Source organism: Candidatus Zymogenus saltonus, assembly GCA_016929395.1.
In the GTDB taxonomy this organism is placed as follows: domain Bacteria; phylum Desulfobacterota; class Zymogenia; order Zymogenales; family Zymogenaceae; genus Zymogenus; species Zymogenus saltonus.
Genome location: JAFGIX010000085.1, coordinates 23,276 through 35,572, shown reverse-complemented (window position 1 = coordinate 35,572; position 12,297 = coordinate 23,276). Strand labels below are relative to the sequence as shown.

The following is a 12,297-nucleotide window of genomic DNA, read 5'->3' as shown; positions in this document are numbered from 1 at the left end:
ATCAATTGATGGCAATGTGATTGTGAAAGTCGATGTTATCAAATTGGGCAGGAAAGTTCAAGTCCATTGAGGATAGAAAAAAAGGATTTTTTTATCTGAGCCGTATTACGCTTGACAAAGATTTGCGGGTTTTCTATTCTTAAAAAATGCTTAATATAGTTATTGAGGTGATAAAATGGGAGACAAAGGATTCTATAATTATTCCTTTTTCGGCAAAGGGGATTGGAGTTTCTCAAGGTTGAGGCGCAGGGACTTCATGAGGATAAGCGCGCTGACTGGCGCCGCCGCTCTGGGAGGGTTGATGACCGGCTCCCTGTACGGCTGCCGCGGCGGCGATGCTCCCAAATCGTCCGTGTTAGATAAATATCAGCTTGACGTTAGTAAGTTGATCACAAAGTCAGAGCCTATTCTCGGTTACAGGCCGAATATCGTCATAATAAACGCCGACGACATGGGCTACGGCGACCTCGGCTGCTACGGCGGCGGGTCAATCAGGACGCCGAATATCGACAGGCTGGCGGGGGAGGGGATTCGATTTACCGACTTTTACTCCTGCAACGCATTGTGCTCGCCTTCGAGGGCCGGACTCCTCACTGGGAGGTACCCCCAGCGCTCCGGTGTGACATGGCCGATATGGCCGAAGGATGAGTCGTTCAAGAGGTCTGCGGTTCAGAAGCTGGGCCACACGATAGGCAAGCTGGGCGTTACCGACATGGGGTCTCCCAGCACACTTGAGGGGATTCCCGATGAGGAGATCACCCTCTCAGAGGCGCTGAAGCTGGCCGGATACAAGACCGGGATGGTGGGCAAATGGCACCTGGGTGATCTGAGCAAACAGCCGGAGTACAACCCCCTCGAGCACGGCTTCGATTTCTTCTTCGGGCTGCCCCACAGCAACGACATGTTTCCCTGTCCCCTCTACAGCAACAGGGAGGAGATGGAGGCGGACATAGGGCTCGATCAGGCGAGGCTCACCGGGCTTTACACCGACAAGGCGGTGGAGTTCATAGAGGGCTCCAAGGACGCCCCGTTTTTCTTCTACTTCGCACACACGTTTCCCCACCAGCCCCTTTTCGCATCGGAGCGGTTCAGGGGGAAGTCCCTCGGCGGGATATACGGGGATACTGTGGAGGAGGTCGACTGGAGCGTGGGCGAGCTCCTCGATTGTCTGAAGAGAAACGGCCTCGAAAAAAAGACACTCGTGATATTCACCAGCGACAACGGCCCCTGGTTCGAGGGGAGCCCCGGCGGACTGAGGGGGAGGAAGGGTCAGAGCTACGAGGGCGGATTCAGGGTCCCCATGATCGCCAGGTTCCCAGGGCATATTCCTGCCGGGAGTTTATGCGAAGAGCCGGCCATGAACATAGACATCTTCCCCACATGTCTTGGGCTGGCGGGACTCAATCCCCCAGTCGACCGCGTAATCGACGGCGTGGACATGAACGGGCTTTTAACTGGAAGGTCAAAATCGTCTCCCCACGAGGCGCTTTTCTTCTATCACCAGGACGAGCTTGAGGGGGTGAGGATGGGTAGGTGGAAGTACTTCCGCAACATCCATCACTACGTCTATCCGATGCCGGTGGACAAGGAGACCAAGCCCCTGGGGAAGATGGGAAGGGGGAGGCTGGGCAAGTGGCCCCTTCTGTACGACATGGACAACGACCCTGGCGAAAACTACAACGTGATCGACACCTATCCAGAGATAGGCCGCAGGCTCCTTGAGGAGATGGAGAGGTGGGAGGGTGAGATGGCGGCAAACCCGAGGGGATGGATTGGTGGAAAGGGCGTAAAATAATATCTTTTTGGTGGTGTTTTAGGTGGCGCCTCGGGTGGATGGGGACGTTAATATTTCTTCTTTTGCAGGGATATTTAATACGGATGATTCGGCGGGCCGAATGTTAAGTATATTTAACTATTTACCGCTCATATAGAAAACCGGTCTCGGCTCCATCAAATCAGTAATACAATGGGGTAAGGGCCATTGAAAACGGCGCTCTCCGACGTCTCTTGGATTGGGCGGAACCGCCGCCGATTTGGGGATCGGTAGGGCCGGCTTGCAGGCGGGCATCCATCGCGTGTTTCCGTCGATATTTATCAAATTCGATTTCCACCTTATTACCACTCATTGGCCGGCATTGACAGGATATGCTTTTTGCGAGAATCCCGGCCCCGCTATCGACTCCCGCCGCTCTATTTGGTGGAGAGCTCCCTTGCCCTTTCGTACTCCTCTCTCGCCTTCAAGGGACATGCGGTGAGGTCCGAGACCGATGAAAGGACGAGGTGGAGGAGCGCGGATTTCGGGTGCTTTTTAATCCCGTCAGAGAGGAGCTTCACCTCCTCCATGTAGAGCCGGTGCCTTTCGAGGACAAGTCCCCTAAGGGCGATGTCCACAGGCGAGCCCCCTGTCCCCCGTGAGGCAGAAAGCCTCGCGACAGCTATGATCTCCCTTTCGACGGCCCTCTCCTCGTCCGTGGTGATGATAAAAAACTCGGGGCGGTCAAAGGCGTTTGAAGAGAGGGGGAGGTTGCAGATATTCACGCAGCAAGTCACATCCCACGTGTAGAGGGCCCCGGGGATAAATTCCACTGAATCTTTCAGATTGATCGTCCTTTTGCCGTTTCTCGGGGTCTCGACTATCTCCGCGCCGTCCTTGTAGAGGTGAAAGACGTAATTCGATCCCCCAACGGCCCAATTCCACCTAAATGTCCCGTCCCAGAGGCTACCCCTGACAGCCGTGTTCCTCGGCGAGAGGAGGTATATCTCGTCCGACGGACGGCCCTTCACGTTTTCGGCGAATACGGGAGTGGCCTCGATCTTCTTTTTGATGAGAGAATCGATCTCTCCGAAGAGGCCCTTGTCGTTGAACAGGCCCTTTCTCTCGTCTCTTATCTCGGCCCGGAGTTCCTCCCACGCCTCCGATCTCCAGTCTCCCCCATCAAAAGGCCCGATGATGGTGGAAATCATGGAACACGATACAAGATATATTGACAGCGAAATCGATATTGCGATTTTTAGTTCACGCCGCAGGATATTTTTTAACAGCATTTTTTGATGGTCACGGATAATCTATTTAAATATGTAAAGTTTATCCTTGAAAATTTTCCTCAGGGGCCTTTTGAATTCTATTCTCAAATTTTTTTGTGTCAAGACAAAAAGTGTGATATTAAGTTTATTCTGTTCTTTGAAAAAACCTCGAGTTTTGAGGAAGACAATAGTATGAAATAGTTTGTAAAATGGGAAAAATCTTTTACGAAATATGTTGACACGACAAAGATATTCTGGTATAAAAACGTAGCTTAAAGCTTAAAGTTATACTTTAAGATGGTGGTTTGGGCGGTTGTTAGATATGGCGTATTATTCTCTTAAGCCTGTAAAATCGGCTGGAGTAAGCTATAAGGTCAGGCGTATTATTCTGCTTTAATATTTGATATGGAGGGTTCATGTTTAAGACCAGAATTACCGAGCTTTTGGGGATCAAGTATCCGATCCTCATGGGAGGAATGCAGTGGCTGTCCTATGCCGAGCTCGTTTCGGCCGTCTCCGAGGCGGGCGGTATGGGATTTATCCCCGCGGCCTCCTTCGAGACTCCTGAAGGCCTGAGGGCCGAGATAAAGAGAACAAGGGACTTGACCGATAAACCTATCGGTCTCAACATATCGATGCTCCCCGAGTTCAGCGAGGGGGAGCTGACGATGGATTATCTCGCCGTCGGGATAGAGGAGAAGGTCAACGCCATAGAGACAGCGGGGCGCTCTCCGGAAGCCCTGGCCCCTTTGATAAAGGACGCGAGAATCCCCTTGATCCACAAGGTCCCGCAGGTGCGCTTCGCCAGGAAGGCGGAGAGCCTAGGCGCGGACGCCGTTACCATCGTGGGATTCGAGTGCGGGGGACACCCGGGCATGGCGGACGTGACCTCGTTGATCCTGATAAACAAGGCGTCCAAGGTCCTCGACGTTCCGGTGCTGGCGGCGGGGGGTATAGTAGACGGGAAGAGCTTTCTCGCCGCCCTGTCGCTGGGGGCGGAGGGGGTCGTCATGGGGACGAGGTTTATGGCTTCCAAGGAGTCGATCGTCCACAAGAATTTCAAGGACTGGTTCATAAACGCCACCGAAAACGACACCACGGTCCTCCTCAGGAGCATCTACAATCCGATGCGGGTCATGAACAACGAGACAGCAAAGAAGGTCAGGGAGATTGAGGCGCGGGGCACGACCCTGGAGGAGCTCATCACCTATGCCAGCGGCAAGGTGGGGAAAAAGGCCTACGAGACGGGCGACACGAAAATGGGCGTCATCGCCGTCGGGGAGTGTGTGGGGCTCATTGACGATATTAAGGGGATCAAGGAGATCGTGGAGGGGATGATAGCTGAGGCGGAGGGAGTTTTGAAGAGGCTTAATGGAATCTTTAACGGATAATAAGGTCACGGATAGTAAGGTAAATATTACAATTTCAGGAGGGAATTATGTTCCAAACTAAGATAACCAAGATGTTCGGCGTTAAATATCCGATATTTTGCGGCGCCATGATGTGGCTATCCATTCCGCCCCTCTGCGCCGCAATCTCCGAGGCGGGAGGAATAGGAAATCTCACCGCCGCGAACTACGAAACGGAAGACGAATTTCGGGCCGCTATAAACGAGGTTAGGAAGCTGACCGACAAGCCGTTCATGGTCGGAATAACGATCCTCCCCTCTTTGAGGATTACCGGGGAGCACCACGCCATGTACGTGAAGGTCTGCGCCGAGGAGAAGATCGCAGGGGTCGAGATCTCCGGCGCCCCCCTGGACAGGGGGTTGGGGATGGACGCGATAGAGAGCCTAAAGAAGGCTAATGTCAAGATGTTTCAGAAGGTGGGTGCCGTCCGCCACGCCGTACACGCCGCAAAAGTGGGCTACGACGGTATATACGCGGCGGGAATCGAGGAGGGAGGTCACCCCTTGAACGACGACGTAACTACGATGCTCCTGACCCCGAGGATAACCGAAGAGGTGGATATCCCTGTGGTCACGGTGGGCGGGATAGCGGACGGACGCTCGGTTGCGGCGGCTCTTACCCTCGGTGCCGAGGGGGTTATGATGGCGAGCCGCTTCATCGCCACGGTGGAGTGTCCCTGCCATAATAATATAAAGAACGAGCTTTTGAAGAGACAGGAGTTCGACACCACAATATTCGGCCAGTCGATCGGCCTACAGGGAAGGGCCTTGAAGAGCAAGGTTATAGAAGAGGTGATCGAGATCGAGGAGTCTGGAGGCGGATTGGAAGATCTGATCCCATTGATCTCTGGGCAGCGTATCAAGGAGGCGTGGGAGAAAGGAAACGTGGATTTTGCGCCCCTGATGGTAGGTCAGTCGATAGGCCTTATAAAGGAGATCGTGACGGTCAAGGAGCTTCTCGACAGAATGGCGAAAGAGGCCGTGGAAACCCTTGAGAAGACAAGCAAGAAAATAGTAAAATAATATTGATATGAGAGGTCAACTGTCAAGTTGATCGAAAAAGTTCTTTATTGGGAGGAGAGAGATGTCCGAAAACCACGTGCTCGGTGAAAAGAAGGGGAATATATATTACTTAACTCTCAACCGCCCCGAGAAGAGAAATGCCATCACGTTCGATATGCTGATCGACATCGCCGAAAAGGTCGAGAGCGTTGTAAATGATCCGGAGGTGAGGGCGATCATCGTCAAGGGGGAGGGAAAGCTATTCTCCGCCGGGGTCGATTTCAACTCCCTCGGGATGCTCGTGACGAGGTTTATGGCGGATTCGGCGGCTGGGGGTGCCACGATAAGGTCCGACATCCACAAGTACCAGCATTATCTCAACCGCCTCGAGGCGATAGAGGTGCCGATCATTTGCGCGATCCATGAGCGTATTTTCGGAATGGCCGTGGAGTTCACACTGGCATGCGACATAAGGCTTATGAGCGACGACTGCATGTGGGGAATGCAGGAGCTTCAGATCGGCGTTATCCCCGACCTTGGGGGAACGGCGCGCCTCTGCAAGCAGCTCGGCCAGCAGAGGGCGATGGAGATTCTGATGACGGGCAGGATGTACGACGCAGAGACCGCGCTGAAGTGGGGCCTCGTCAACCACATATTCCCCAAGGATCAGCTGCTAAAAGAGGCGGAAAACCTCGCCCAGGAAATCGCGAAGACGTCGCCCATCTCCGTGGGCGCGGTAAAGAGGATAGCCAAGCAGGGTGAGGGGGTGAATCTCATGACCCAGCTCGACATGGAGATAAACCTCCAGTCCCAGATATTGAGGTCGGAGGACTTCAAGGAGGGTGTGCAGGCAAAGATGGAGCGGAGGGAGCCGAACTGGAAGAGGAGGTAACCGGCGTCAGCGTTACATCCCGGATATTTTATGACAATCAAGCCAATGGAGGTTCAAGGTGATTGAGGAAAGATTCAGGCCGGCCGCGGAATTCGCCATAACCAGCATCGAGGGAATAAGGAGAACCGGCATAAAGATCCTGGAGATGAAGGAGAGGTACGCAAAGCTCCTGATGCCCCTGGAGGGAAACGTCAACCACATCAATATGATGTACGCCGGGTCCCTCTTTACCATCGGGGAGATAAACGGGGGAATAATCCACGTATGCTCCTTTGACGTGCACAAGTATGTCCCGATCGTAAAGGAGATCAACATCCGCTTTCGCCGTCCCGCTTTTACCGACATCACGGTCGAGGTGTCGATGGACAAACAGGAGGCGGACAGGATCCAGAAGGAGGCGGATGATAAGGGAAAGGCCGATTTCGAGATGGAGCTGGAGTTGAAAGACGCCAAAGGCGAGGTCGTGTCGATCGTAAAGGGTATCTGGCAGATCCGCCAGATGCCGGAGGGAATGGTGGCCCCCTTTCCGAAGACATAACACAAGGGCCTGTTCCGACCGACCGATGAATTGAGCGGACTCGCCGCCTAAAGGACTCGTTTGCTCAAAAACAAATCTGCACTCCTAAAGGAGGATTGACTCTTGGTTTTCGATAAAGCCTATAAGAGAGGCGACTTCAAGATTGTAAGGCTCTTCGAGAGGGTCAAGGTCGGCCCGATCGAGATAAAGAACAGGATAGTCATGCCGGCCATGGGGCTTGGCTATACGGACGATTATACTTTCACCGACCGCTTCAAGGAATATTTCAGGGAGAGGGCCGAGGGAGGAGTGGGGCTGATGCTGATCGGCCCGATAGCCATAGACAGAGTCGGAGCCGCCCCTTACGTGCCGGAGCTCTTCGACGACAGGAACGTCGAGGCGCTTAGCCGCTTCATAGAGGAGATAAAGAGGGACACCGGCGTAAAGGCGGGAACGCAGCTCTTCCACATGGGGAGGAACGCCTTTTCCTACTTCACGGGAAATACTCCTGTCGCACCATCCGCAATACCCGGAAAGCTAACCGGTGAGACCCCGAGAGAGATGACAAAAGACGATATCGCCGAGGTCCAGAGAGCCTTCGTTGACGCCGCCAAGCGGGCAGTGGAGGCGGGGTTCGACTACGTGGAGCCGGTGGGGTGCACCGGATACCTCATAAGCCAGTTCCTCTCGCCTCTGACCAACAAACGCACAGACGAGTACGGCGGCCCGATCGAGAACAGGATGCGCTTCGGGATAGAGATAGTCAAGGGGATAAAGGAGGCGGTAGGAGATACGGTCGCAGTGGGAATCAGGATTGCCGGAAACGACTTCATGGAGGGCGGGCACACAAACAAGGAGTCGGCCATCTTCGCCGCGGAGTGCGAAAAAGCGGGGGCCGACGCCATAAACGTGACCGGCGGCTGGCACGAGACCTACATCCCCCAGCTTACCACCAACGTCCCGCAGGGGGTGTACCTCTACCTCGCCAGAGGGATAAAGGAGAAGGTCAACATCCCGGTCTTCGCGTCAAACCGCCTCGGCAACCCTGAGGTGGCCGAGAGGGCGATCAGGTCGAAGGCCTGCGACCTCGTCTGCTGGGGGAGGCCCCTGATATGCGACCCGGAGCTTCCCAACAAGGTAAAGGAGGGGAGGTACGACGAGATCGTCCCCTGCATAGCCTGCAACCAGGGGTGCTTCAACGCGGTATTCGAGGGTAGGTCCGTCTCCTGCATCCTCAACCCGAGGGCGGGAAGGGAGCTCGAGTTCCCGAAAAAAGAGGGGAAGGCGAAAAAGAAGCTGAAGGTCTTGATCGCCGGGGGAGGCCCAGCAGGGATGGAGTTTGCAGTCACGGCGGGATTGTTGGGACACGACGTCACGCTCTACGAGAAGGAATCGAGACTCGGCGGGCAGATAAACCTCGCCATGTCACCGCCGGGGAAGAGAGAGCTTATGAACATCATAGAGAGCTTCGAGAACAGGATGAAGAAGTTCGGCGTTGAGGTCAGGCTCGAAACGGAGCTTACCCCTGAGATGGTGAAAAAGTCGAACCCGGACGTACTGGTCGTCGCCACCGGCGCCGAGCCCATAGAGATCAAGGTCCCCGGAATAAACAAGCCCCACGTTATAAGCGCCTGGGACGTCCTGATGGACAGGGTGACGGAGATCGGGGACAATATCGTGATAATCGGGGGGAGCGCTACGGGTTGTGAGACCGCCCACTACATCGCCGCTATGGGAACCCCGGACGCCGACACCATGAGGTTTATCCTGTACCACAACGCCGAGGAGATCGAGTTTGCAAGGGAGCTTTTGTACAAGACCGGAAAGACGATAACCGTAATCGACATGGTCGAGAGGCTGGCCGAAAACGTGGGGAAGACATCGAGGTGGTCCCTCATGAAGAGCCTGAAGCTCCTGGGCGTAAACCTCAAGCCCAAGACGAAGCTCGTCGAGATCACCGACGACGCGGTTATTGTGGAGTCGAATAACAGACAGTACTCGATACCGGCGGACACCGTGATTACTGCGGTGGGGGCGAAGTCGGTGAGGAAGCTTATGGACGCGGTATCCGGAAATGACATCAAGGTGATAACGATAGGTGATGCAAAAGGGCCGAGGAAGATCACCGAGGCGGTTCAGGAGGGATTCGAGGAGGCGTACAATCTGTAGGGCTTCCGGCTGAAGCGGGATTTGGACATTTAGGGGGGGTGGGGCATTAAAGGGGGTGGTCATTTGATGTTCAGGAGGGGGGGGAAGGAAGGGGGGGACAAAATCATCTTTGGGGGATTGGGGGGAGGGGGGTAAAAATTGTGGTGGGAGTCGGGATATCAAAGACCAAAGGCCAAGGGAGATCCATAATAATCGGTAATTGTAAATCTTAAATAGACTGGGCCGATGGTCCAATTTAAAAATTGCTACTGCAATGACAAGGAGTAATATCATGGCGAAGAAATACGATGCGGTCGTTATCGGGGCGGGGCTGGGAGGGATGTCCGCCGCCACGTTGATCGCAAAGCAGGGGAAAAGCGTACTCCTACTGGAGCGCCACAACATTCCCGGCGGGTACGCCACCTCGTTTTGCCGGGGCAGGTTCGAATTCGACGTGGCCCTCCACGAGCTTTCCGGGGTGAAGAGCCCGGAAGGGGTGCCGGGAGACCTCTACCAGTACCTGACCGCCATCGGGGTGGCCGACAAGGTCGAGTTTATCCGGATGCCGGATCTCTACAGGGTGGTGGACGACAACATCGACATGACCCTGCCGGCGAACCGGGACGAGTGCGAGGAGATGTTGATGGAGGAATTCCCTGGTGAGGCCGAGGGGATCGAGAACTTCTTCGATACGACGATAAACCTCATGAAGGACTACAAGGGAATTATCAACTCCGCGGCTGCCCGCTCGGACGACTTCTCCGTGGATAAATTCCCTACATTCGTAAAAAACGGGATGAAGACCTACGGGGAGGTCCTCGATACCTTTGTAAAGGACGAGAGGTTGAAGAGCGTACTATCCCCCTACTGGGGATACGCCGGCCTTCCCCCTTCCAAGGTCCCGTTTCAGCTCATGTCCGCCATATGGGACGCATTTCTCACAAACCCGCCCCACCACATAAGGGGGAGGTGCCAGGCGCTCTCCAACGCCTTCATGGACACCTTCTTCGAGAGCGGCGGCGTCGTAAAGTTCAACACCGGGGTCAAGAAGATAAACGTGAAGGACGGGAAGGTGACCGGCGTTGTCACCGACGAGGACGAGGAGGTGACGGCCACGGTAGTGGTGTCCAATGCCAACCCCCTCTCCACCATGATAAACCTTGTGGGACCGGAGAACACGCCGAGGGAGTTCCAGAGGGAGATGAACAGCAAGATAATCGGCTTTTCCACCGTGAACCTCTACATCGGGCTCGACTGCCCGTCGGAGACGATAGGGGCTACGGTCCACGAGAACTTCCTCAACATGGGCAGCGGCATAGAGGAGGCGTGGGAGAGGGGCTTCACCATGAAGCCGCCGGAGGGGATACTCTTTACCTGCTACAACGTGACCGACCCGCTCTTCTCGCCCCCGGGGACATCGGTGATCGTGATGACAGCGACCGCCTACGCCCGTCCCTGGTACATGATACCCCCGGACAGATACGTGGACGTGAAGAACCGATACGCAGAGGGTATGCTCGAGGTGGGGGAGAAATACTTCCCCGGATTGAGGGAGCATATCGAGGTGATCGAGGTGGCGACCCCGGTGACCAACATGCGCTACACCGGAAACCCGGGAGGGGCCATCTACGGCACCGACCAGTATCTGTCCGATTCCGGTCTTCTGAGGCTTCAGCACAAGGCCCCGGTAGACGGCCTGTTCTTTGCGGGCGCCTGGACGATTCCGGGAGGCGGATTTCAGCCGTCGATCGCGGCCGGCTCCATCGCCGGCGGCAGGGCCCTTGGCAAATTAATGAAATAGGGGGGAGACCAAAATGAATATTCAGGAGTTTTTAGGTAACGTCGAGGGATTCAAGGAGGCCATAGAGGAGAGGGAGATACTGAAAAGGGTCTTCGGTGATCTCACCCTCCCCAAGGATTTCGTGGAGAGCTTCGTTAGCCTCCTCCACCCGAAGTCGATAGACGTAAAGGCGGTCGATATTATTGAAGAGACCCCATCCACCAAGACAATAAGACTGTCGCCGAAGGACGGCTACCTTCCGCCGTTTCGGGCCGGCCAGTACGTGAGCCTCAAGGTAAAGATCGGAAAGGTCTTGACGGGGCGCTCCTTCACGATCTCGTCTCCGCCCCACACCAGGGGCTACTACGACGTCACGGTAAGGAGGATGGAGGAGGGCTTCGTCTCCCACTACCTTATGGACGACGTAAAGGTGGGGGACGAGTTTCAGATATCGGCGCCGTCCGGCTCCTTCTATCACGAGCCCTTGACCGACGGAAAAGACCTCGTCTTCATCGGCGGCGGCTCCGGGATCACCCCGTTTAGGAGCATCATCAGGGAGGTGATCGACCGGGGACTCGACTTCAATATCTGGTTGATCTACGGAAGCCGCACCACTGACGATGTGATCTTCGGCGACGAGTTCAAGGCTATATCGGAAAAGCACAAGAATATCAACTACCAGCTCGTTGTCTCGGAGCCGCCGGCCGGCTATAAGGGTGTTACTGGATTTATCACGGCCGATGTAATAAAGGACTTTTTGGGCAGCGTAAAGGGGAAGACCTTCTACATGTGCGGGCCGAACCTCATGTACTCCTTCGTGATGCCCGAGCTTGAAAAGCTGAAGGTCCCGGGGAGAAGGATCAAGAAGGAGGCGTACGGCCCGCCGGCGGACATCACAAAGGAGCCGGGCTGGCCCTCGGATGTATCTCCGGATAAGGTTTTCAAGATAAAAGTCAACGGCGAGAAGACGATAGACGCCAAGGCAGGAGAGCCGATCCTTAGCAGCCTCGAAAGGGCGGGGCTGGTGTCCCCCTACCTCTGCAGGAGCGGGGAGTGCAGCTACTGCCGTACGAAGGTCCACGTCGGCAAGGCGTTCATGCCGGACAGGGTTCCCATAAGGGAGTCGGACAGGTGGTACGATTACATCCACTCATGCATGGCCTATCCCCTGTCGGACATGGAGATAAGTTACTGATAGACTGGAGCAATTTTGAACATTGCGTTGCAGGTGTGGGGGTAGTAATATTGTTTGTTCTAAAGCGTAATGTATATACAGGGTCTGTTGTTTAGATGCCGGCGGTGTTTTGATCCCCAAAGGTTGATTTGAAAAGGCCCGGCTGACATTGTTGGTAAAAGGACAGGTGACATCGATAATAGTAGGGTTTGGCTGACATATTAGGGAAGAGCGGTGGTAAGGGGCCGAATGAAGTTTGTATAAACGAGGCCCCGACGAGACAGGAGCGAATGGGCCAAGGCTGATTGATTGATTTTTAAGGGGCCCCGATCGACCCGGATGAAATCCGGAG

General features: G+C 54.9%; 9 protein-coding genes. 8 read left to right on the top strand and 1 reads right to left on the bottom strand.

What is annotated here, in order from left to right; genetic code table 11:
- The first annotated feature begins 175 nt into the window (after positions 1 to 175).
- Positions 176 to 1,795, top strand: coding sequence for a sulfatase (locus tag JW984_15620; GenBank protein MBN1574626.1), 1,620 nt, complete (start codon positions 176 to 178; stop codon positions 1,793 to 1,795).
- A gap of 395 nt (positions 1,796 to 2,190) precedes the next feature.
- Here JW984_15620 and JW984_15615 read toward each other — a convergent pair whose 3' ends face one another.
- Positions 2,191 to 2,964, bottom strand: coding sequence for a hypothetical protein (locus tag JW984_15615; protein MBN1574625.1), 774 nt, complete (start codon positions 2,962 to 2,964; stop codon positions 2,191 to 2,193).
- Between the two features lie 476 nt (positions 2,965 to 3,440).
- Here JW984_15615 and JW984_15610 point away from each other — a divergent pair, with 476 nt between their 5' ends.
- From JW984_15610 to JW984_15580, 7 genes are all read left to right on the top strand, one after another.
- Complete coding sequence (locus tag JW984_15610; protein MBN1574624.1) at positions 3,441 to 4,415, top strand: nitronate monooxygenase; 975 nt, start codon at positions 3,441 to 3,443, stop codon at positions 4,413 to 4,415.
- 47 nt (positions 4,416 to 4,462) lie between these two features.
- A complete protein-coding gene (locus JW984_15605) occupies positions 4,463 to 5,455 on the top strand; it encodes a nitronate monooxygenase (GenBank protein MBN1574623.1) in 993 nt (330 codons plus the stop codon).
- Positions 5,456 to 5,516: 61 nt separating this feature from the next.
- Positions 5,517 to 6,326: an enoyl-CoA hydratase/isomerase family protein gene (locus JW984_15600; protein MBN1574622.1), complete on the top strand. Its 810-nt coding sequence runs from the start codon at positions 5,517 to 5,519 to the stop codon at positions 6,324 to 6,326.
- 58 nt (positions 6,327 to 6,384) lie between these two features.
- Positions 6,385 to 6,864, top strand: coding sequence for a YiiD C-terminal domain-containing protein (locus tag JW984_15595; GenBank protein MBN1574621.1), 480 nt, complete (start codon positions 6,385 to 6,387; stop codon positions 6,862 to 6,864).
- 102 nt (positions 6,865 to 6,966) lie between these two features.
- Positions 6,967 to 9,012: an FAD-dependent oxidoreductase gene (locus JW984_15590; protein MBN1574620.1), complete on the top strand. Its 2,046-nt coding sequence runs from the start codon at positions 6,967 to 6,969 to the stop codon at positions 9,010 to 9,012.
- A 271-nt stretch (positions 9,013 to 9,283) separates the two neighbouring features.
- On the top strand, positions 9,284 to 10,792 hold the full coding sequence (locus JW984_15585) for an NAD(P)/FAD-dependent oxidoreductase (protein ID MBN1574619.1): 1,509 nt from the start codon (positions 9,284 to 9,286) through the stop codon (positions 10,790 to 10,792).
- Between the two features lie 13 nt (positions 10,793 to 10,805).
- Positions 10,806 to 11,966, top strand: coding sequence for a 2Fe-2S iron-sulfur cluster binding domain-containing protein (locus JW984_15580; GenBank protein MBN1574618.1), 1,161 nt, complete (start codon positions 10,806 to 10,808; stop codon positions 11,964 to 11,966).
- Positions 11,967 to 12,297: the final 331 nt, after the last annotated feature.

Bases quoted from the DNA above. Each gene is read 5' to 3' on its own strand.
- JW984_15620 (MBN1574626.1), top strand. From the start codon at position 176: ATGGGAGACAAAGGATTCTATAATTATTCCTTTTTCGGCAAAGGGGAT.
- JW984_15615 (MBN1574625.1), bottom strand. From the start codon at position 2,964: ATGATTTCCACCATCATCGGGCCTTTTGATGGGGGAGACTGGAGATCG.
- JW984_15610 (MBN1574624.1), top strand. From the start codon at position 3,441: ATGTTTAAGACCAGAATTACCGAGCTTTTGGGGATCAAGTATCCGATC.
- JW984_15605 (MBN1574623.1), top strand. From the start codon at position 4,463: ATGTTCCAAACTAAGATAACCAAGATGTTCGGCGTTAAATATCCGATA.
- JW984_15600 (MBN1574622.1), top strand. From the start codon at position 5,517: ATGTCCGAAAACCACGTGCTCGGTGAAAAGAAGGGGAATATATATTAC.
- JW984_15585 (MBN1574619.1), top strand. From the start codon at position 9,284: ATGGCGAAGAAATACGATGCGGTCGTTATCGGGGCGGGGCTGGGAGGG.
- JW984_15580 (MBN1574618.1), top strand. From the start codon at position 10,806: ATGAATATTCAGGAGTTTTTAGGTAACGTCGAGGGATTCAAGGAGGCC.